Here is a 21,198-nt window from a genome sequence, read left to right as displayed (position 1 = left end):
ACGCGTCGGTCAAGCGATTTCGCAAGCCCGCTCAAGGGGCGAGGAAGCATCAAAGCGAAACGGTATCGACTTTCTTGCCGACGAAACGAAGCGCGATCTCGCCCTTGATAAGCTGCAGCGCGGGCGCACCGAACAATTCGCGGCGCCAGCCGCTGAGTGCCGCGACCTGCGCCTTCTCGCCGTCCGCGGCAATCTTGTCGAGGTCTTCGCTGTTGGCGATGACTTTCGGCGCGACGCCGTGTTTTTCCGAAATCAGCTTCAACAGTACCTTGAGTAATTCGACCGCAGCGGCAGCACCCTCGGGCGCCTGCGTGTGGCGGGGCACATGGGGCATCTCTGCTTTCGGCAGGGCAAGAGCCGTATTGACGGCTTCGAGAACCGCCGTACCGGCGGCAGAACGCTCCCATCCCTTCGGGATCGTGCGCAGGCGGCTCAGGGCCTCGGTGTCCTTCGGCTGCTGCTGGGCGATCTCGTAGATCGCATCGTCCTTCAATACCCGCGAACGCGGCACGTTGCGGGATCGCGCCTCCCGCTCGCGCCAGGCCGCGACATATTTGAGGGTCGCAAGTTCCTGCGGCTTGCGCAGTCGCATCTTCAAACGTTGCCAGGCGTCATCCGGATGCATGTCGTAGGTCTCGCGCGATTCGAGAATATCCATCTCCTCCGAGAGCCAGGACGAGCGGCCCTCGCGCTCCAATTCGGCCTTGAGATAGAGATAGGCGTCTCGCAGATGTGTGACGTCCGCCAACGCATAATCGAGCTGCTTTTCGGAAAGTGGCCGGCGGCTCCAGTCGGTGAAGCGCGAGGATTTATCGATCTGCACGCCCTTTGTCCGGCTGATGAGCTGGTCATAGGAAACGCTGTCGCCGAAGCCGCAGACCATGGCGGCGACCTGCGTGTCGAAGATCGGATGCGGGATCAGCCCGCCGCGATGGAAGATAATTTCGATGTCCTGGCGCGCTGCATGAAAAACCTTGAGCACATTCGGGTTGGCCATCAGCTCGAAGAAGGGTGCAAGGTCTATGCCCTTAGCAAGTGGGTCGATGATGACTTCCGTCGTCAAGCTCGCCATCTGTATCAGGCAAAGCTCGGGCCAGAATGTCGTCTCACGCAGGAATTCAGTGTCGATTGTAATGAAGTCGGACTTGGCCAGCTCTTTGCAGGCGGCCGCCAATTCGGCGGTTGTTTCTATCATGTCAATTCATTCGCAAGGTAAAAGGTCGGTTAACCTTCCTTCTCCTTTACGCTCGATATGTCAATACGTTGAAGGTGCCTATGCCGGCGTGGCCGCGGGGTTATTCGCCGGGATCGGTGGGCGCTTCGCACGATTGCTGTATTCATTGGCGAGTACGGCAATCCAGCCTCCCGCGGCAATCATCGCAGCAAACAATGAAAGCGAAGATTTCGATGCCGCTCATGGGGGTAGGCCCTCCCGATGCACGTCCGCCTGCCAAATGTAATGCAATCGGCGAGGAACGAGATGCAGGAGACTGCGTCATGCCGAAGCCCTTCACCCAAACTCCGTCCCCGCGGGGCGAGGGACTGGCCTCGTGAAATGGCTGAGAAGGACGGAGAGGTTGCGGCACCATGAAAACCGGAAGGGTGCCGGCAGGCGGATGAGGGGCTCCAGCTTACCTTAAACAACCCGCACGTAACTCGTCATGCCGGTCTTCTGATGCTCGATGATATGGCAATGAAGCACCCAGTTGCCCGGATTGTCGGCGACGAAGGCAAGCTCAACCTTCTCATCGGGCTGGACGAGATAGGTGTCGGAAACGAGCGGCATTACCTCGCGTGTGGAGGACGAAATGACCGTGAAGCTCATGCCGTGCAGATGGATCGGATGCAGGTGCGGCGTCACGTTCTCGAGCTGGAAGATGTAGCTCCTGCCAAGCTTCAGTTCGGCAAGCGGGGCGGTCGGATCGGCAATGTCGCCCGGCCACGGCAGTCTGTTGATCGCCCAGAAAGTGTAGCCGATTGTACCGCATATGCTGTCGACGGAGGCGTTTTCCGCTGTGGCGCTGAGCACCAGCGGGATCTTTTCGGCGGCGGAAAGATCAGCCTGCGGGACGGGATTGGCGGCAAGCGGGGCAAGGTCGCCCGCGTTGCGTTTCAGCGACTGGCCGACGGCGCGCAGGCTCGCGATCGTTTTCGGCGTGGTCCCCCGGATATCCTCCAGTATCGCAACGCCGCCTTCGCTGTCCGGCATCCGCACGACAAGGTCCAGCCGCTGCCCGGGACCGATCTGGAGCAGGTCGAGCGGAAAGCGCTGCGGCACCGGATTGCCGTCGATGGCGATCACCGTCGCCTCGGCGCCTTCCATCCGCAGCGAGAAGACGCGGGTGACATCCGTCACGGCGATGCGCAGGCGGACAAGGCCCCCGGCCGGCGCGTCATATTGCGGCTCGTGCTGCCAGTTCGCCGTGCGCACGGTACCATAGGTGCCGGTCTTTGCCGCGTCGCGCGGACGGAAGGGCGCGATGAATTGCCCATCTCCGCCGAGCCGCCAGTCGCGCAGGTTGAGCACGATCTCGGCATCGAAAGTCGGATCGGCAGCATCCTCGACGACGATCACGCCGGTCATGCCTCGGCCTATCTGGGTCAGCGTGTTGCAATGCGGGTGATACCAGAAGGTGCCGGCATCCGGCGGCGTGAAGGCGTAGTCAAAGCTGTCGCCCGTATAGACGTAGGGCTGCGTCATGAAGGGCACGCCGTCCATTCTGTTGTCGATGCGAAGGCCATGCCAGTGGATCGTCGTCGGCTCGTCGAGAGCATTGGTCAGGCGTACGGCATAGGGCCTGCCACGGGTCATGCGAAGCACCGGCGGCGGGCCGCCATCGCCCCAGGTCATGACATCCCTCGTCGGTCCGGCAGCGGTGAGCGAAGCCTTGGTTTTCCCCGCCTTCAGCACCTGTGGTTCGGGCGCCGAGCCGGCAAAGCCGAACTTGCCGGCAATGCCCATGCCGGCGCTGTAGGCGCCGGCGACGGCGGACGCCTTCAACAGATTGCGGCGGGTAAGTAGGGGCATCTGGCGCTCCGGCAACAACAATGGCGCCATCTTTAAAGTTGACTGCGGTTTTCATCAATAAGGAAGTGCGGGCCAAACTGCCGCAGTTGCCGTGCGCAGGGCGCCCGAATAAACCGCGCCAAAGTGGCGCTCAATGCGGCCCAAGCCTTGACAAATCAGACCGTCCATGCGCTTTTCCGCCCGATTTTCTTGTCGGCACCGGCGAGCCATTCGAGCCCCTTGCTGCCGTCTCAAGCCAAAATACCAGGATTAGACATTATGCATCGCTACCGCAGCCACACATGTGCAGCCCTCCGTAAGTCGGATGTTGGCTCGAATGTCCGGATTTCCGGCTGGGTCCACCGCGTTCGCGACCACGGCGGCGTTCTCTTCATCGACCTTCGCGACCATTATGGCATCACGCAGGTTGTTGCCGATCCGGATTCGCCGGCTTTCAAGATCGCTGAAACCGTTCGAGGCGAATGGGTCATCCGCATCGACGGCCTCGTGAAAGCACGTACTGAAGACACCGTGAACAAGGCGATGGCGACCGGCGAGATCGAGCTCTACGCGCAGGAGATCGAAATCCTCTCCGCCGCCAAGGAACTGCCGCTGCCGGTCTTCGGCGAGCCGGACTATCCGGAAGACGTCCGCCTCAAGTACCGCTTCCTCGACCTTCGCCGCGAGACTCTGCACAAGAACATCGTCAAGCGCACGCAGATCATCTCTGCCATGCGCCGTGAAATGGGCAATATCGGCTTCACCGAATATTCGACGCCGATCCTTACGGCCTCCTCGCCGGAAGGCGCGCGTGACTTCCTCGTGCCGAGCCGCATCCATCCCGGCACCTTCTACGCCCTGCCGCAAGCGCCGCAGCTGTACAAGCAGCTCTTGATGGTCGCCGGTTTCGACCGCTACTTCCAGATCGCGCCCTGCTTCCGTGATGAAGACCCGCGAGCCGACCGCCTGCCCGGCGAATTCTATCAGCTCGACCTCGAAATGAGCTTCGTGACCCAGGAAGACGTCTGGAACGCCACGGGTCCGCTGATGACCAAGGTATTCGAGGAGTTTGCCGAAGGTAAGCCGGTGACCAAGGAATGGCCACGCATTCCTTACGACGAGGCAATTCGCAAATACGGCTCCGATAAGCCGGACCTGCGCAACCCGATCGTCATGGAGGCCGTGACCGAGCACTTCGCCGGCTCCGGTTTCAAGGTCTTCGCGAACATGATCGCGTCCAACCCGAAGGTCCAAGTCTGGGCGATCCCGGCAAAGACCGGCGGCTCCCGCGCCTTCTGCGACCGCATGAACGCTTGGGCGCAGAGCCAGGGCCAGCCCGGCCTCGGCTACATCTTCTGGCGCAAGGAAGGCGAGAAGCTCGAAGGAGCCGGTCCGCTCGCCAAGAACATCGGCGAAGAGCGCACGGATGCGATCCGCACCCAGCTCGGCCTCGATGACGGCGACGCCTGTTTCTTCGTCGCTGGCGAGCCGGACAAGTTCTACAAGTTCGCAGGCGAAGCACGCAACCGCGCTGCCGACGAGCTGAACCTCATCGACCGCGACCGTTTCGAACTCTGCTGGATCGTCGACTTCCCCTTCTTCGAATGGAACGAGGATGAGAAGAGGGTCGATTTCGCGCACAACCCCTTCTCCATGCCGCAGGGCGGCTTGGAGGCGCTGCAGAACCAGGATCCGCTGACGATCAAGGCCTTCCAGTACGACGCCGTCTGCAATGGCTTCGAAATCGCTTCTGGCTCGATCCGTAACCAGTCGCCGGAACTGATGGTCCAGGCCTTCGAAAAGGTGGGCCTCAGCCAGGCGGACGTCGAGGATCGCTTCGGCGGTCTCTATCGCGCCTTCCAGTACGGTGCACCGCCGCATGGTGGCGCCGCCTTCGGTATCGACCGGATCGTGATGCTGCTCGCTGGCGCGAAGAACCTGCGCGAAATCTCGCTCTTCCCGATGAACCAGCAGGCCCAGGACCTCCTGATGGGCGCACCGTCGCCGGCAACCCCTGCGCAGCTGCGCGAACTGGCGATCCGCCCGATCCCGCCGGTCAACAAAGACTGAGTTTTCCAATGAAATAAGCCCGGTGCGTTACCGGGCTTATTTGTTGGCGGCATTCAAATCTTACTGGTTCGCCGTCACCTTCACGCCGAGCACGCCGGGCAGCGTGTTTGGAGCGCCCATGGCAGCACCCATGATGGTCGGGAAGGGGACAGGCTGGGCCGGTGCGGCGCTGACGGCGAAGCTTTTCGGGTCGTCGAGATAGGTGTTGACCGCAGCCGAAATTGCATTCTGCAGTTCCGGGATGTTGAGCTGCGCCAACGCAATCGGCGTCATAGCCTTTAGCGCATCCGCCATCTGCTGTGCCGAGATGTTCTGCTTGGAGCCGGCATATTCCAGCGCACGCTTCGTGATCGATGCGTCATCGAAGCGGATTTCGGCGCCGTTGAACGAAAGTTGCTGCATCAGACCGAGCATGGCAAGGCCAAGCGCCTGCTGCGCTTCTTCCTTGTTCGGGTTCGCTTCGGAGGCCTTTGCCGCTTCCTGCAGCGACTTCATGAAGGGCAGGGTGTATCCCGAGATCTTGAAGGCAAGCTTTAGGCGGCCGACATTTGTCACGTCGAAGGCAAATTCGGAGATGTCGATCGTGCCGGGGCCGAGATCCCAGGCGCCCTTCATGGTGATGTCGCCGTTGACGTGCTGCAGGGCCAGCTTGTCGATCGCTTCTTTCGCCTGCGGGTCCGGAGCATCGCTGAGGTCCGCCTTCATGCTCTTGAACGCGCCGTCGAAGTCGAAGCCGGATTCGTCTTCACGAAGCGACAGGTTCATCTGGGTTTCGCCGAGCGAGAAGACTTCCTTGCCGTCCTTGGTGACCTTGAACGGGCCGACATGCGCCGTTTCGTAAAGCAGTATGGAGTCGAGGCCGTCACCGCTGACATCGGCAGGAATGGATATGCCGCCGAGCGTCATTTCGGAGGCGCTGACGCTCGCGCCGTCTTCCGTGATGTTGATGTCGGGAAAGGCTGCCTCCTCGATATAGTAACCGCCGTCTTCGCCTTCCTCGACGCCGGTCATCGTGATGTCGCCGATGTGGAGGGCATCGCTGCCAGTCGGCTTGAAGCTCGCGTTCTTCAGTGTCACCGTAGTGTCGTTGACATCGACACCATCGGCAGTGATCGTTCCGCCTTGGGCACTATAGGCGGCATTCAGCTTCTTCAGGAGATCCTGCCCGTCGAGCGCGAACGCGGAGCCGGCGAGTGACAGGAATGCGGCGCCAGACAGCATCAGCCGGGTTGTCCGGTAAAAGGTCATGGGTAAATCCTTTGGTGGCGGTTGCGACTTGCAGCGAAATTACTGCGGATCGAACCCGGTTTATATTTGCAGGTTTCTAAATTTCTGTTGAAGGGGAAAGCAAACAAAGTTCGAATTGGTGGCGATGCTTGATGACCTTTTCATGTCATTTCATGACGTCATCCACAGGCCCACCCCCCTCATTCCTTGCCGTGAATCGCCTTCTGGGCTAGGCAAGGCTCATGGGACAAGAGATTTTGCCGCCTTCCGGCGGAGACGACGACAGCATTCACCCGGTTGATCTGAAGGCCGCGCTCGAGGAGCGTTACTTGGCCTATGCACTTTCGACCATCATGCACCGCGCACTTCCAGACGTCCGCGACGGCCTGAAGCCGGTTCATCGGCGCATCATTCATGCCATGAGCGAGATGGGCATACGCCCGAACGCGGCCTTTAAGAAATGCGCCCGCATTGTCGGCGACGTCATTGGTAAGTTTCATCCGCATGGCGACCAGTCCGTCTACGATGCGCTGGTGCGTCTCGCGCAGGATTTCTCCCAGCGTTATCCACTCGTCGACGGGCAGGGAAACTTCGGCAATATCGACGGTGATAACGCCGCCGCCTACCGTTATACCGAAGCGCGCATGACGGAGGTCACGGCGCTGCTTCTCGAAGGCATCGAGCAGGATGCCGTCGATTTCCGCCTGACCTATAACGAGGAAGACGAGGAACCGACCGTTCTCCCGGGGTCCTTCCCGAATCTGCTGGCGAACGGCTCCTCCGGCATCGCCGTCGGCATGGCGACTTCCATTCCTTCGCATAACGCCCATGAGCTTTGCGATGCGGCACTGCACTTGATCAAGCATCCGGATGCGACCGTCGAAAAGCTCGTCGAGTTCATTCCGGGGCCGGATTTTCCGACGGGCGGCATTATCATCGACGGTCGCGAAAGCATCATCGAAAGCTACCGCACCGGCCGCGGCGGCTTCCGGGTACGCGCCAAGTGGGAAATCGAAGATCTCGGTCGCGGCGGCTATCAGATCATCGTCACCGAAATCCCCTTCCAGGTGCAGAAGTCGCGATTAATCGAAAAGATCGCCGAGCTACTGATCGCCCGCAAGCTGCCGCTGCTGGAAGACATACGCGACGAGTCTGCCGAAGACGTCCGTGTCGTGCTGGTGCCGAAGAGCCGTACCGTCGATCCGACGATCCTGATGGAATCGATGTTCAAGTTGACGGAGCTGGAGAGCCGCTTCCCGCTGAACATGAACGTATTGTCCATGGGGCGCATTCCGCGCGTCATGGCGCTGAACGAGGTGCTGAAGGAGTGGCTGAATCACCGCCGCGAGGTCCTGCAGCGCCGTTCACGCTTCCGCCTTGCCGCAATCGACAGACGCCTCGAAATCCTCGGCGGCTTGCTCATTGCCTACCTGAACATCGACGAGGTGATCCGCATCATCCGCGAGGAGGACGAACCGAAGCCGGTGATGGTGGCCCGCTGGGGACTGACCGACAACCAGGTCGAGGCGATCCTCAACATGCGGCTGCGCTCTTTGCGCAAGCTCGAAGAGTTCGAAATCCGAACTGAGTTTGACGAACTCACCAAGGAGAAGACCGGCATCGAGGCGCTGCTCGCCTCCGAGGAAAAGCAGTGGCAGACGGTCGCCTGGGAAATTGGCGAGGTGAAGAAGAAGTTCGCCAAAGCAACCGAAATCGGCCGCCGCCGCACCCAGTTCGCCGAGGCGCCCGAAGCCGACGAACAAGCCATCCAGCACGCGATGATCGAGAAGGAACCGATCACTGTCGTCGTTTCCGAAAAAGGCTGGATCCGTGCGCTAAGGGGCCACATCGCGGACACCGCGAGCCTGACCTTCAAGGAAGGCGATGCGCTGAAGATAGCTTTCCCGGCACAGACGACGGACAAGATCCTTGTCGTCACCACCGGCGGCAAGGTCTTCACGCTCGGCGGCGACAAGCTGCCCGGCGGGCGTGGCCATGGCGAGCCGCTGCGCATCATGGTCGACATGGATAACGACCAGGATGTGCTGACGGCCTTCGTCCATGATCCGGCGCGCAAGCAGCTGATCGTCTCGACGGCCGGCAACGGCTTCGTTGTGGCGGAATCGGAGATGGCTGCCAACACGCGCAAGGGAAAGCAGATCATGAATGTTGCGATGCCGGACGAGGCCAAGCTCATCGTGCCCGTCAGCGGCGATCACGTCGCTGTCGTCGGCGAGAACCGCAAGATGCTGGTCTTCCCGCTGGCCCAGGTTCCCGAGATGGCCCGCGGCAAGGGCGTGCGCTTGCAGCGATACAAGGATGGGGGCATTTCCGACGTCCGTTGTTTCGCGATCGCCGACGGTCTCGTCTGGGAAGACAGCGCAGGCCGTACTTTCACAAAAAACAAGGAAGAACTGGCCGAATGGTTGGGCGACCGCGCTTCTGCGGGCCGCACGGTTCCAAAGGGCTTCCCGCGCAGCGGCAAATTTGCCGGCTGAGGCGATAACAAATTGGCGATCCGCTCTTGGCGAGCGGGTCGTATCCTCTATCTCAATCCTGTTATCAAAATTGGGAACAGGTTCATTCCGAGGACGGACGGAATGACCGTTGGGCATTGCGCTCGCAGCGCAGCCCTCACACGGAGGAGCATCAATGTCTGCCAATACCATCAAGCTGCATGTCGATCACACCTATAATGCGCCGCCTTCCGTCGTCTACGACGCATGGCTCAACCCGCAAATTGCCAGGCGCTTCCTTTTCGCGGCGAAGGATGGCCATGTTATCCGAGCTGAAATCGCTCCCCATGTCGGCGGCCGCTTTCTGATCATCGACAGGCGCCCAACCGGCGACGCATGCCACTGCGGCATATTTCTCGAGCTTCGCAGGCCGAGACACATGGCCTTCAGCTTCTCGGCGGAGGAGCACGACCACAATCCCGACCGCGTCGAGATCGACATCGAGCCGCTTGGTGACGGCAGCCGCCTGACACTGTCCCACGAAATGTGCGCCGAATGGGGAGCCTTCGAAGAAAAGACCCGTCAGGGTTGGACGCATGTGATGGACGGCCTGGAACGGGTGCTGGAACAGACGGACCGGCTAGCAAGCTAAGGACACGCAGAAAGCGCGTCACGCCCGCTTCGTCTTTTTCGCAGGCGGCGACGGAGGCGACGAAGGCAACGATCTGCGCGTTCTCGGCATCAATGAGATAGCCGTTTACATATAAAAGGTGAACGCAGCGAGGTAGCCAGTCCGTGTGTTGCCGTCGATCAAAGGATGGTTTCGGACAATCTCATGAAGATATGGGTGGCGAGGACAGCGCGCCGAACATCGGATTGAAGGCAACGATGAAGACGGCGTTGGCCGTCGCCGTGTTGAAGACTGAAAGCAGGAAGGTCAGGGTGGACAGGCCGTAAAGTAGACCCGCAGCGATGCCGTGCCGGCCTGGGATCAGGATCGGCCATTTCCCTTTCAGCACGCGGATTGCAGCGATGATGAGCAGCGTCACCAAAACCGTCGTGATGCTGCGAAGGCCGAGGATCGGCCACATCTTTCCTTCGGCGAGTCGCGCGAGCGGAATGTCCATGGAAAGGGCCAGGCCACCGATTGACGTCAGGGCAAGGCCCTTCCGGTGACCGGAAAGGGTAGGAAGGGACATTTAGTCGTGCGTGCTTTCGGGCATCGTGGAGGGATCGAAGCGTTCCCAGCCGCGCGGCGTCAGGTGCTCTTGCGGCTGGAAGCGCGTCTTGTAATCCATTTTGCGCGATCCCTGAACCCAGTAGCCGAGATAGACATGCGGAAGGCCGAGCGCCTTTGTGCGCTTCACATGATCGAGGATCATGAAGGTGCCGAGCGAGCGCTTGTCATATTCGGGGTTGAAATAGGAATAGACCATGGAAAGGCCGTCGCTCATCGTGTCGGTCAGCGCGGCGGCCAGGAGCTCGCCGCGCGGACGGGTCTCCAGGCCCGAACCTTCCTCGCGTTTGCGGTATTCGATGATCTTGGTGTTCACATGCGTATCTTCCACCATGATCGCATAGTCGAGCACGGTCATGTCGGACATGCCGCCTTGCTGGTGACGGTCGTCGAGATAGCGGCGGAAGAGTGAATACTGCTCGCTGGAAGGCTGCGCCGGAAATTCGGTCGCAATGACGTCGACGTTGTGGGCGAGCACCCGTTTCATCGAATTCGTCAGCTGGAACTCCTGCGCGAGGATACGCACCGAAACGCAGGCGCGGCAGGCTTCGCAGGCGGGGCGGTAGGCGATGTTCTGCGAACGGCGGAAGCCGCCTTGTGTCAGGATGTCGTTCATTTCTGCAGCGCGCGGACCGACGAGATGCGTGAAGACCTTACGCTCCATCTCATGCGGCAAATACGGACATGCAGCCGGAGCCGTCAGATAAAACTGCGGTGATGGCGAGGCCTGCGTATTCATCTGCCGGGGAAATGTCCTTTCGCACTGACTATTTTATGACAGCATGAACTAAGAATAGAAAACGTCAACAGCGCGGCCGGTGTATCCGCGCTATCAATCTTCTGTTCTTTTTTGATATGGCGCCGCGGGCCGGACGGCAAAGGCCGGCGGCGGATTTTATTTGCCACCTCAGTCGGTGCGAACGGTAGCCGTGCCGACAAGCAGGTCGTGAATCAGCCGGCTGCGCTCGGTAAAAAGGCCAGCCAGCAGAATCAGCGGCGTCAATAGCGAATTAAGGATCCAGAATAGCGCCAGATGAGCGATCGCCAAAAGGAAATCCATCGGGCGGCCATCGACACGCACGATTGCGATCCCCATCGCCCGCATGCCGGGCGAAGCCTGGCTCGGCCCGCCGACCGTCAAGCCGAAATAAAGGCCGGCAACCAGCACGAAGAGCGCCGGATAGAGAAAGAAACCGAGGCCGAGCGTCAGAATCGACAGAAAAAACAGCACGACGGCCGCGGGAATGCAGAGCAGCAGCACGATGATGTAGTCGAGAATGAACGCGAAGACTCGCCGGCTCAGCGTGCCGCTATAGGCGCGCCAGTCTTCCGGTGCGGCATAAAGCGGTTTCGGGTTAAGGCTCATCTGCGGTCTCCTTTGGAAATCGATGCCACTGATATGGGGTCGGCCGCCGGAGATACAATAATGCGTGAAGATCAGCGTTTTGCCAGCAGTCTGGCGACCTCGATCGCGAAATAGGTCAGGATCCCGTCGCAGCCGGCGCGCTTGAAGGCAAGCAGCGTTTCCAGCATCGCCCGTTCGCCGTCGATCCAGCCGTTCATCGCGGCAGCCTTGATCTGCGTATATTCGCCGGAAACCTGATAGGCGAAGGTCGGCAGTCCGAAGGCCTCTTTCATCCGCCAGCAGATGTCGAGATAGGGCAGGCCGGGCTTGACCATCAGCATGTCAGCACCCTCTTCGACATCGAGTGCTGCATCGCGGATCGCCTCGGTGCCATTGGAAGGATCGATATAGTAGGTCTTCTTGTCACCCTTCAAAAGGCCGCCGGTTGAAATCGCCTCGCGATAGGGCCCGTAGAATGCCGACGCGAACTTGGTCGCATAGCTCATGATCCCGACATTCTGGTGCCCTGCGGCATCGAGCGCCCGGCGGATCGCGCCAATGCGGCCGTCCATCATTTCCGACGGGGCAATGATATCGGAACCGGCATCAGCCTGCATGACGGCGGCGCGCGCCACCTGATCGACGGTCTCGTCGTTGACGATTTCGCCACCGTGCAGGATGCCGTCATGGCCGTGACTGGTGAAAGGGTCGAGCGCCACGTCGGTGATCACGCCGATGTTCGCAACGGCTTTCTTAATGGCGATCGTCGCCTGATTGATGAGATTGTTGGCTTCCAGGCTGTTCGAGCCCGTTTCGTCACGTAGTGCCACGTCGATGTTCGGGAAGGTTGCTATTGCCGGGATGCCGAGGTCAGCCGCTTCCCTGGCTGCATCCGCCAGCTTGTCGATGCTCATGCGGTTGACGCCGGGCATGGCGGGGATCGGTTCCACGATGCCGGAACCGGGGATCACGAAGACTGGCCATATCAGGTCGTCCACCGTCAGCCGGTTTTCCTGCACCAGCCGGCGCGTCCAGTCCGCCTTGCGGTTGCGGCGCATGCGGCGGTGTCCGGTGATCTCGTCGACGAGGTGCGTTTTGTCCTGCATTGTCTTTCGTCCCTGGCCATTCCATTTCTTGGTTCGCTCATTATCATGACGGACCGGAAAACCAAACCGGGCGAATGGCCGCGGCGTATCCGCCGCTGGTGGAGCCGCAACGGGAACCCTAAGGTCTGCGCCATGGAAAATGATTCTCCGACGATGCCGAAGCGGTCGCTGATAGACATCCTGTTCATCCTCTTCCTGAGGCTGGTCGCGATCTCCTGCTTCTGGTTCGGCCTGCAATATTGGGCGATGCTTGTTGGCTATTCGCTGGTGGGGGCAGGGCGCTTCGATCTTCTGAGCTTGCCGTGGAAAGTTGCAGCCACCAGCCTTGCCGTTCTCTTCCCCGTCGCTTCGCTCGGCCTCTGGCTGACGGTATCCTGGGGCCCGGTCGTTTGGGTGCTCGCCGCAGGCGGACAAATCCTGATGTATGGCCTGCTGCCGCAGACCTTCGGCTCCAACCGGCTCATCCTACTGATGCATGGCGCGGTTGCGTTGGTCTATCTGGTTTTCCGCCTGGCGCTCTGGCTGGAGAAACGCCGCCAGCGCCGCAAAGTAAGCGTTGATTTACCCTGATACAACGCGGGGTTTCCGGTAAGGTGCTGTTAAGCCTGCAGTTTAAGTAGAATTTTATTTGTATTCGATAGGGTCTGTCTCAAGGCGGGAAGAAAACCAACACCGCCAAACAAAACAGTGAGGCAGTCATCATGAATACGAAAATCAAGCCGCAGGCGGCATCGAACTTCCGTGATCAGCAGGACCAGGACATCCGTGATCTTTACATGGAATCCCTTCACCTTGTTGAACGTCTTCACCGCCGCCTTCTGGATGTCATCAAGGACGAGTTCGACCGTCAGGGCCGCAACGACGTCAACGCCATCCAGGCTCTGCTCCTTTTCAACATCGGCAATTCCGAGCTGACCGCCGGCGAGCTGCGCTCGCGTGGCTACTATCTCGGCTCGAACGTGTCCTACAACGTCAAGAAGCTGGTCGATCTCGGCTTCATCAACCACCAGCGTTCGCGCATCGACCGCCGCTCCGTCCGCATCAGCCTGACGGAAACCGGCACTGAGGTCGCCGAAACAGTCGCCAAGCTCTACGAGCGCCACATCGCCTCGATCGACAAGGTCGGCGGCATCGGCACGGACGAGTTCACCCAGATGAACAAGCTCCTGCAGCGTCTCGACCGCTTCTGGAACGACCAGATCCTTTACCGGCTCTAAGGTAACAGACCTCCTCCAAGGTCGAAGAAAGCCGGATGCGTCCCTGCGCGTCCGGTTTTGCCGTTCCGGGTGCCAAGCGTGTCATCTTTGCAACGCATCGCACCCAAGCACAGCGGCCTGTATTCAGGCCGTTTTTTAGCCGTTATTAACCAGCACCGTTTACGACGGATCGATATGGTTTCGTCCGTGCCGCTCCCGACCATCGGTAGGCATATTGGACGTCGGCGACACGAATTGGCCATATTGGTATGACAGCGGACATGCACGGCAAGCGGCGCTTTTCATATGGTAGTTCACAGTCGTTCGTGCTTCCGGCTCGCAATCTTGTGATGGCCAGGCGCGGAAAATCTGTGATGCGCCGGAAAACGGAATGGTAGTGATCTGCGCCGTGGCGCAGTGAATCGCAAAGCCCGCGGTTTTCCTTTCAAGCTGCGGCATTGAGTGGTTGGGATTATGTCGAAGAAAAACCGAATTGAAGCTCTTTCGCGCCGCGCCTTTCTTGCATCTGCGGCAACCGTCGGCGCCAGCGCAATCGCCGCCCCGGCATTTGCGCAGTCCGCGCTCGATGCGCTGATCAACGCACCACGCCGCGGCGCCTGGGATGACCAGTTCGATGCCAAGGCTGCCTCGCGTACGGCGAGTGCCGCCGTCTCCAATACCCCGATCCTCAGCCCGCAATCTGTTCCGAGCATCCAGCAGGCGATCATGGAGTATCAGCAGATCGCCTCCGCAGGCGGTTGGCCTGAGGTCAATCCGGCTGGCCTGCGTCTCCAGCTTGGCGTGACGGATCCTTCCGTTCAGGCTCTGCGCCAGCGCCTTGCCATCACCGGCGACCTGCCGCGCGAAGCAGGCATGTCTTCCGCCTTCGATTCCTATGTCGATGGTGCGGTCAAGCGCTTCCAGGCTCGTCACGGCCTTCCGTCAGACGGCGTCATCGGCGAATTTACGCTGAAGGCGATGAACATTCCGGTTGATGTGCGCCTGCAGCAGTTGAACACCAACCTCATCCGCCTGCAGACCTTCCCGGAAGATCTCGGCCGCCGCCATGTCATGGTCAATATTCCGGCCGCCTATGTCGAGGCGGTCGAGGACGGCAGCGTGGCGACACGTCATGCGGCCGTCGTCGGACGTATCAGCCGCCCGACGCATATCGTCAACTCGAAGATCTACGAGGTCATCCTCAATCCTTATTGGACTGCGCCGCGCTCGATCGTCGAGAAGGACATCATGCCGCTGATGCGCAAGGATCCGACTTATCTCGAGAAGAACGCCATTCGCCTGATTGACGGCAAGGGCAACGAAGTCGCCCCGGAAACGATTGACTGGAATGGCGAGGCGCCGAACCTGATGTTCCGTCAGGATCCGGGCAAGATCAACGCCATGGCTTCGGCGAAGATCAATTTCCATAACAAGAACGGCGAGTACATGCACGACACGCCGCAGCAGGGCCTGTTCAACAAGCTGATGCGCTTTGAGTCGTCCGGCTGCGTCCGCGTCCAGAACGTCCGTGACCTGACGACTTGGCTGCTGCGCGACACCCCGCCGTGGTCGCGTCAGCAGATGGAGCAGGTGATCGCCAGCCGGGTCAACACGCCGATCACGCTCGCCGAGGAAATCCCGGTCTATTTCGTCTACATCTCCGCCTGGGGCATGCCGGATGGCCTCGTGCAGTTCCGCGACGACATCTACCAGATGGACGGCAACGCCGAGCTTGCGCTCGACACGACCGCTGGGATGGAACAGCCGGTTCAGTAAACTTCCTGCTTATAAATTGGGAAACCGCGCTGGAAGGCGCGGTTTTTTCTTTGCCAGCGGTTGCCCTTCATCCGCTTGCCGGGACCTCCTTGCGGTAAACAAGGCGAAGGGGATATGTCGCAACGCTTCGATTTAATCTCTAAGTTTTGTGAGGCACGTCCCCTCCAAGCTGGCGAAGAGAGGATTAGGGTAAGGGGCATCCCACGACAACATGCCAGCCCACGACACTCGTGCGCGTAGATTGCCCAGCAAATGTCGTTCTTCGTATTGCCCTCGGCAGGGCGGAACGCTAATACCTTCGCGCATTCCAGTTGAGGAGCCCGCCCATGACAAATGCTTCCACGCAGACCTTCTTCAATCGCTCGCTTGCCGACACCGATCCGGATATCTTCGGCGCGATTGAAAAGGAACTCGGCCGCCAGCGGCATGAGATCGAATTGATCGCATCGGAGAACATCGTTTCCCGCGCGGTGCTGGAAGCCCAGGGCTCCATCATGACGAACAAATATGCGGAAGGTTATCCGGGCAAGCGCTACTACGGCGGCTGCCAGTTCGTCGATATTGCTGAGGAACTGGCGATCGAACGCGCCAAGAAGCTCTTCGGCGTCAACTTCGCCAACGTCCAGCCGAATTCCGGCTCGCAGATGAACCAGGCGGTCTTCCTGGCGCTGCTGCAGCCGGGCGACACCTTTATGGGCCTTGACCTCAACTCGGGCGGTCACCTGACGCACGGTTCGCCGGTCAATATGTCCGGCAAGTGGTTCAACGTGGTGTCCTACGGCGTTCGCGAAGGCGATAACCTGCTCGACATGGACGACGTCGCCCGCAAGGCCGAAGAGCACAGGCCTAAGCTGATCATCGCAGGTGGCACCGCTTACTCCCGTGTCTGGGACTGGAAGCGTTTCCGCGAAATTGCCGACTCCGTCGGCGCCTATCTCATGGTTGACATGGCTCATATAGCCGGCCTCGTTGCCGGCGGCCAGCATCCGTCGCCGTTCCCGCACTGCCACGTCGCAACGACCACGACTCACAAGTCGCTTCGCGGCCCGCGCGGCGGCGTCATCTTGACGAACGACGAGGATCTGGCGAAGAAGTTCAACTCGGCTGTCTTCCCGGGCCTCCAGGGTGGTCCGCTGATGCACATCATCGCCGCCAAGGCCGTTGCCTTCGGCGAAGCGCTGCAGCCGGAATTCAAGGACTACGCCGCGCAGATCGTCAAGAACGCTAAGGCGCTTGCCGAGACGCTGATGGCAGGCGGACTCGATGTCGTCTCCGGCGGTACCGACAACCACCTGATGCTCGTCGATCTTCGCAAGAAGAACGCGACGGGAAAGCGCGCCGAAGCAGCGCTCGGGCGCGCCTACATCACCTGCAACAAGAACGGCATTCCCTTCGATCCGGAAAAGCCCTTCGTCACCTCCGGCGTCCGTCTCGGCGCTCCGGCTGGCACGACGCGCGGCTTCAAGGAAGCGGAATTCAAGGAAATCGGCAACCTCATCGTTGAGGTTCTCGACGGCCTGAAGGTCGCCAATTCCGATGAAGGCAACGCTGCAGTCGAAGCAGCTGTTCGTGGCAAGGTGGTCGACCTTACCGGCCGCTTCCCAATGTACGACTACATCGGCTAAGGATAGCGCATGCGCTGCCCATTCTGCGGATCGGAAGACACCCAGGTCAAGGATTCACGTCCGGCGGAGGACAATACGTCCATCCGCCGCAGACGGATCTGTCCCGATTGCGGCGGCCGCTTCACGACTTTCGAGCGCGTGCAACTGCGCGAGCTGATGGTCGTCAAGAAGACCGGCCGCAAGGTGCCTTTCGACCGAGACAAGCTGGTGCGGTCCTTCGAGATCGCGCTGCGCAAGCGTCCGGTCGACCGTGACCGCATCGAAAGGGCTGTTTCCGGCATTGTGCGCCGCCTCGAAAGCTCCGGGGAGGTCGAAATCAGCTCAGAGGCCATCGGCCTTCAGGTGCTGGAAGCTCTCAAGAGTCTCGATGACGTTGGCTTTGTTCGGTATGCGTCGGTCTACCGGGATTTCTCGCATGCCGAGGATTTCGAAAAGGTCATCTCCGAAATCAACGCCAAGATCAGCCGCGACACTTTGGAGACCTGAGCCTTGAGCGCCGGGCCGCATGACAAGCGTTTCATGGCCGAGGCAATCCGTCTTGGCCTTCTGCATCTCGGCCAGACCTCCACAAATCCTTCCGTCGGCTGCGTCATCGTCAAGGACAGCGAAATCGTCGGCCGCGGCACGACGGCGATCGGCGGGCGCCCGCATGCCGAGCCGCAGGCGCTCACCGAGGCAGGCGAACTGGCGCGCGGCGCCACCGCCTATGTGACGCTCGAACCCTGCTCCCATCACGGCAAGACGCCGCCCTGCGCCGAAGCGCTGATTGCCGCTGGTGTCGCGCGCGTCGTCATCAGCGTGACCGATCCCGATCCGCGCGTCTCCGGCGGCGGAATCGCGCTTCTGCGCGAAGCCGGCATCGAGGTTGATACCGGCGTACTGGAAGACGAGGGCAGGCGCTCGCTTGCCGGCTATCTCACCCGGCAGACGAAGAACCGGCCATATGTGACTCTGAAGCTTGCCGTTTCCGCCGACGGCATGATCGGCCGCAAAGGCGAGGGACAGATCGCCATCACCAGTCCTCTCGCCCGCGCGCAGGTCCAGGCGCTCCGCGCCAAAACCGACGCCATCCTCGTCGGCATCGGCACGGCGATCGCCGACGACCCGGAACTGACGGTGCGCTTGCCGGGCCTGCAATCGCTGTCGCCGGTGCGTGTCGTGCTTGATCCGCGGCTTGATTTGCCGCTCGGCAGTAAACTTGTACGTTCAGCACGAGAGGTGCCGACCATTGCCGTTGCAGGCGAGGCACCTCCCTTTATCCTACCGGACATCTCTCCTACAAGGAGCGAAATAGATAGGGTGAGCGCTCGCCAGCATTCTTCCGTTGCGACCGACGCCACCACTGACGAGGTGCCAGTAGAAGCGAGCTGCGGCAACCTGCCGATCCCTCCGCTAACGGGGGAGACGCCCGGCAGCGCAGTGGGGGGTGAGGCTCGCGCCGACGCCCTGCGGGCTGCAGGCGTCGAAATCCTCTACTGCCATCCTTACCATCCCGAAGTGCTGCTTCCGGCGCTCGCCTCGCGCGGCATTTCCTCGCTGCTCGTCGAAGGCGGTGCGAAGACGGCGCGGCTTTTCCTCGACGCCGGTCTCGTCGATCGGATCCAGCTTTACCAAGGCCAACTCATCATCGGCGAGGGCGGTATTGAATCGCCTTTGACGAAGACCGATATGCCATCCGGTTTTGCCCATAGAGGCACATTCATGTTCGGCGACGACCGGCTGGACGAATACGAAAGAGAATTTTGATGTTCACCGGAATTGTCACCGATATCGGCACGATCGAATCCATTTCTCCCATGAACGAGGGTGTAAAGCTCCGCGTCGCGAGCAGTTACGACCCCAAGACCATCGATATGGGCGCGTCGATTTCCCATTCGGGCATCTGCCTGACGGTGACCGGCCTGCCGGCCGAAGGCAGCAATGGGCGTTGGTTCGAGGTGGAGGCCTGGGAAGAGGCACTAAGGCTCACGACGCTTGCAAGCTGGAAGGAAGGCACGCGCGTCAATCTAGAGCGTTCCCTGAAGATCGGTGACGAACTCGGCGGCCACATCGTCTCCGGGCATGTCGACGGCAAGGCAGAAATCCTGTCGGTGACTACGGAAGGCGATGCGACCCGTTTCCGTCTGCGCGCGCCGGAGCATCTCGCGAAGTTCGTGGCGCCCAAAGGCTCGATAGCGCTCGATGGTACGTCGCTGACGGTCAACGCCGTCGAAGGCACGGATTTCGACGTGCTTCTCATTCGCCATACCTTGGAAGTCACGACGTGGGGCGAGCGAGGCGCCGGCGATTTCGTGAATTTCGAGGTCGATACGATGGCGCGCTATGCAGCTAGGCTGGCTGAATTCCCTGCCGCGAGAGCAGAATGATTTCGCCGTGATAATCGGTACGTGCCACCTCGCGGAAGCCGAGCTTTTCGGCGACGCGTAGCGAAGCCGCGTTTTCCGGGCTAACGATGCAGGTCATCTCCTTGCCGGGGAAATGACAGTCAGCCCATGCGATCAGCGCCGTGAGCGCTTCTGTCGCATAACCCCGTCCGTGTGCGCAAGGCAGCAATACCCATCCGGTTTCCAGTGTTTCCTCGATGGATGGAGACATCTCGCGTCGGGCTTCGTGGAAGCCTGCTTCGCCGATCAGCCGCCCGCTTTGCTTTTCCTCGATGATCAGAAAGCCGAAACCCATATGGTGCCACATGCCGCTCGCCCTTATGAGGCGGGACCATGTCTGCTCGCGCGTCGATGGCACGCCGCTGATATAGCGAACGACATCCTCGTCGGCCCATAAGTCTATGTAGGCATCGAAATCGTCGAGCCGGTGCGGTCGCAGAATCAACCGCTCCGTTTCGATGGTCGGAACATTAATCATCATGGATATCGTTTCCCTGAACACCTGTCTCACGCGCCTGCTTCGCCGTCCCAGTAGTCGAGATCGTTCTCCGCGCGCCCGATGAAGCGGAAGCGCCCGACGTCATGATTTGTCTTGGCGAGGAATTTTTGGGAATCCGGGTATTCGACGATCTCCGTCTTCGCCATCGTGGAGATGCCGAGATAAATCAGCGTCGTATTACCGGTATTGAGGATCTGATGTGCTGTTTCTTTCCCGCCGGCAGGTGCGCCGAGCGTGTCGCCTTTCCTGATCGGGTAACGTTCGCTTCCAAAACGGTATTCTCCTGTTCCTTCGATCACGAAGAACAGCTCATCCTCGACATGGTGATTGTGGAACGGACAGCTCGATTTGCCGGGCGGCACCTCGTTGTAGCTGATCCCGAGATTGGAAAGGCCAAGCAGGCGGCCGAAGGATATGTCGGCGCCCTCGTAGATCGCGCCCTGTTGCCACCGCTCCAGCGTCAGGTCGGCAACATTGAGAACCGGTTTAATCTCACGTGGCATGTCTTCTCCCCTTTTGCAGGGACGAAGAGACCATCAATTCCGGATGGTTTTCAATAGGCGTCAGCGGAATTGTCGGGCAGGGCGGCGCAGCGATCTGCGCCGCCCTGCGCCCCATCAGTCGGTATAGAAGGTAATGCTGCCATCGGCCGCCTGTTCGGCATTGATGACGTTGCGGACATTGACGCCGTCATTGCCGAGCTTGCGCGTCAGCATCTTGTTGGCGTCGATCGATGCCTGAATCTGGCGCACATCCTGTGCCGAGCGTGGCGCAGCGGAGCGCGGACCATATTCTTCGGGGCTTGCGTCGTGCCAGTTGTAGAAATGCTTTACGGTGAAGTCGTTACCCCGGAAATTGCGGAGCGTCTGTTCGATGCCCGATGGGCTGTTCATGCCAAAGCTTTCCGCGCGGCTGACGCCGGCAAGCGCGAGGGAGGAGAAGGCGGAAACGATGGCGATTGTGGCAACGCGGTTCATGATGGTATCCTTTCATCTGCTATGACGGTCGGCTGTCGTGCAGGGGATCGTCGGCGTTACGCTTGTTGAGTTGGGTCGGCCACAGCGTGGAATCAATAGCTAAACGCCTGAAATAACATTACAAATTGTTCACAACGATTGCCTTCGATTTGCCGTTTTCAAGGTGCTTGCGAGCGTGCATGGCAAACGGCGGGCGTATATTTCTGCGATCCTGTCGCAGAGATTTCCGGCCATGATCCGAATTTGCTTGCCATTCATCGAAAGGCATGTTTTGACCGCGGCCTGCCAAATGG

General features: G+C 60.2%; 20 protein-coding genes and 1 pseudogene. 10 read left to right on the top strand and 11 right to left on the bottom strand.

Going from position 1 to position 21,198, the window contains the following annotated elements; all coding sequences use genetic code 11:
* Nucleotides 1–49 precede the first annotated feature (49 nt).
* Together rnd and BLP23_RS00810 are read right to left on the bottom strand one after the other, a co-directional pair.
* Entirely contained in the window at nucleotides 50–1,195 is a 1,146-nt protein-coding gene (gene rnd, locus BLP23_RS00815) for a ribonuclease D (RefSeq protein ID WP_092583132.1), read from the bottom strand.
* 441 nt (nucleotides 1,196–1,636) lie between these two features.
* Entirely contained in the window at nucleotides 1,637–3,028 is a 1,392-nt protein-coding gene (locus BLP23_RS00810) for a multicopper oxidase family protein (RefSeq protein ID WP_092584207.1), read from the bottom strand.
* 258 nt (nucleotides 3,029–3,286) lie between these two features.
* Between BLP23_RS00810 and aspS the strand changes: the two genes are divergently transcribed.
* Nucleotides 3,287–5,077: an aspartate--tRNA ligase gene (gene aspS / locus BLP23_RS00800; protein WP_092583130.1), complete on the top strand. Its 1,791-nt coding sequence runs from the start codon at nucleotides 3,287–3,289 to the stop codon at nucleotides 5,075–5,077.
* A gap of 60 nt (nucleotides 5,078–5,137) precedes the next feature.
* Here aspS and BLP23_RS00795 read toward each other — a convergent pair whose 3' ends face one another.
* Entirely contained in the window at nucleotides 5,138–6,325 is a 1,188-nt protein-coding gene (locus tag BLP23_RS00795; protein ID WP_092583129.1) for a YdgA family protein, read from the bottom strand.
* A gap of 221 nt (nucleotides 6,326–6,546) precedes the next feature.
* On the opposite strand from BLP23_RS00795, the gene parC reads away from it, so the two are divergent.
* Together parC and BLP23_RS00785 are read left to right on the top strand one after the other, a co-directional pair.
* Nucleotides 6,547–8,802 (top strand): DNA topoisomerase IV subunit A, encoded by a 2,256-nt coding sequence (gene parC / locus BLP23_RS00790; RefSeq protein WP_092583128.1) that lies wholly within the window; start codon nucleotides 6,547–6,549, stop codon nucleotides 8,800–8,802.
* A gap of 154 nt (nucleotides 8,803–8,956) precedes the next feature.
* Nucleotides 8,957–9,412, top strand: coding sequence for an SRPBCC family protein (locus tag BLP23_RS00785; RefSeq protein ID WP_092583127.1), 456 nt, complete (start codon nucleotides 8,957–8,959; stop codon nucleotides 9,410–9,412).
* Nucleotides 9,413–9,517: 105 nt separating this feature from the next.
* On the opposite strand, the gene BLP23_RS34185 is transcribed toward BLP23_RS00785, so the two are convergent.
* The 5 genes and pseudogenes from BLP23_RS34185 to hemB form a co-directional block, all read right to left on the bottom strand.
* Nucleotides 9,518–9,574, bottom strand: a complete 57-nt coding sequence (locus BLP23_RS34185) for a hypothetical protein (protein WP_233426646.1) — start codon at nucleotides 9,572–9,574, stop codon at nucleotides 9,518–9,520.
* Between the two features lie 37 nt (nucleotides 9,575–9,611).
* Nucleotides 9,612–9,959 (bottom strand): annotated as a pseudogene (locus tag BLP23_RS00780) (DMT family transporter); the annotation flags it as partial.
* Nucleotides 9,960–10,736 (bottom strand): arginyltransferase, encoded by a 777-nt coding sequence (locus tag BLP23_RS00775; RefSeq protein ID WP_092583126.1) that lies wholly within the window; start codon nucleotides 10,734–10,736, stop codon nucleotides 9,960–9,962.
* Between the two features lie 168 nt (nucleotides 10,737–10,904).
* Nucleotides 10,905–11,363, bottom strand: a complete 459-nt coding sequence (locus BLP23_RS00770; RefSeq protein ID WP_022714741.1) for an RDD family protein — start codon at nucleotides 11,361–11,363, stop codon at nucleotides 10,905–10,907.
* Between the two features lie 71 nt (nucleotides 11,364–11,434).
* The gene (gene hemB, locus BLP23_RS00765) at nucleotides 11,435–12,448 is read right to left on the bottom strand and encodes a porphobilinogen synthase (protein ID WP_092583125.1); all 1,014 of its coding nucleotides are present in this window, start codon (nucleotides 12,446–12,448) and stop codon (nucleotides 11,435–11,437) included.
* 132 nt (nucleotides 12,449–12,580) lie between these two features.
* Between hemB and BLP23_RS00760 the strand changes: the two genes are divergently transcribed.
* The 7 genes from BLP23_RS00760 to BLP23_RS00730 all read left to right on the top strand — a co-directional run bounded on the left by BLP23_RS00760 (nucleotide 12,581) and on the right by BLP23_RS00730 (nucleotide 19,411).
* On the top strand, nucleotides 12,581–13,018 hold the full coding sequence (locus tag BLP23_RS00760) for a DUF6163 family protein (RefSeq protein ID WP_092583124.1): 438 nt from the start codon (nucleotides 12,581–12,583) through the stop codon (nucleotides 13,016–13,018).
* Between the two features lie 131 nt (nucleotides 13,019–13,149).
* Complete coding sequence (ldtR, locus tag BLP23_RS00755) at nucleotides 13,150–13,665, top strand: transcriptional regulator LdtR (protein ID WP_092583123.1); 516 nt, start codon at nucleotides 13,150–13,152, stop codon at nucleotides 13,663–13,665.
* 453 nt (nucleotides 13,666–14,118) lie between these two features.
* Nucleotides 14,119–15,420 carry a L,D-transpeptidase family protein gene (locus BLP23_RS00750; protein WP_022714745.1) on the top strand — a complete coding sequence of 434 codons (1,302 nt, stop codon included), beginning with the start codon at nucleotides 14,119–14,121 and terminating at the stop codon, nucleotides 15,418–15,420.
* Between the two features lie 326 nt (nucleotides 15,421–15,746).
* Nucleotides 15,747–17,045, top strand: coding sequence for a serine hydroxymethyltransferase (glyA, locus tag BLP23_RS00745; RefSeq protein ID WP_092583122.1), 1,299 nt, complete (start codon nucleotides 15,747–15,749; stop codon nucleotides 17,043–17,045).
* Between the two features lie 9 nt (nucleotides 17,046–17,054).
* Nucleotides 17,055–17,531 (top strand): transcriptional regulator NrdR, encoded by a 477-nt coding sequence (gene nrdR / locus BLP23_RS00740; protein ID WP_022714748.1) that lies wholly within the window; start codon nucleotides 17,055–17,057, stop codon nucleotides 17,529–17,531.
* 3 nt (nucleotides 17,532–17,534) lie between these two features.
* Nucleotides 17,535–18,791, top strand: coding sequence for a bifunctional diaminohydroxyphosphoribosylaminopyrimidine deaminase/5-amino-6-(5-phosphoribosylamino)uracil reductase RibD (gene ribD, locus BLP23_RS00735; protein WP_092583121.1), 1,257 nt, complete (start codon nucleotides 17,535–17,537; stop codon nucleotides 18,789–18,791).
* Nucleotides 18,791–19,411 carry a riboflavin synthase gene (locus BLP23_RS00730; RefSeq protein ID WP_092583120.1) on the top strand — a complete coding sequence of 207 codons (621 nt, stop codon included), beginning with the start codon at nucleotides 18,791–18,793 and terminating at the stop codon, nucleotides 19,409–19,411. The genes ribD and BLP23_RS00730 overlap by 1 nt, the downstream gene beginning before the upstream one ends.
* On the opposite strand, the gene BLP23_RS00725 is transcribed toward BLP23_RS00730, so the two are convergent.
* From BLP23_RS00725 to BLP23_RS00715, 3 genes are all read right to left on the bottom strand, one after another.
* Nucleotides 19,374–19,907 (bottom strand): GNAT family N-acetyltransferase, encoded by a 534-nt coding sequence (locus BLP23_RS00725; protein ID WP_092584206.1) that lies wholly within the window; start codon nucleotides 19,905–19,907, stop codon nucleotides 19,374–19,376. The two genes, BLP23_RS00730 and BLP23_RS00725, sit on opposite strands and share 38 nt — an antisense overlap.
* A 29-nt stretch (nucleotides 19,908–19,936) precedes the next feature.
* Entirely contained in the window at nucleotides 19,937–20,431 is a 495-nt protein-coding gene (locus BLP23_RS00720) for a cupin domain-containing protein (RefSeq protein WP_092583119.1), read from the bottom strand.
* A gap of 114 nt (nucleotides 20,432–20,545) precedes the next feature.
* Nucleotides 20,546–20,905 (bottom strand): hypothetical protein, encoded by a 360-nt coding sequence (locus BLP23_RS00715; protein WP_092583118.1) that lies wholly within the window; start codon nucleotides 20,903–20,905, stop codon nucleotides 20,546–20,548.
* Between the last annotated feature and the right edge of the window lie 293 nt (nucleotides 20,906–21,198).

The sequence above is a fragment of the Rhizobium mongolense subsp. loessense genome (assembly GCF_900099775.1).
Lineage (GTDB): Bacteria > Pseudomonadota > Alphaproteobacteria > Rhizobiales > Rhizobiaceae > Rhizobium > Rhizobium loessense.
This window is presented reverse-complemented; position numbering and strand designations above follow the sequence as displayed.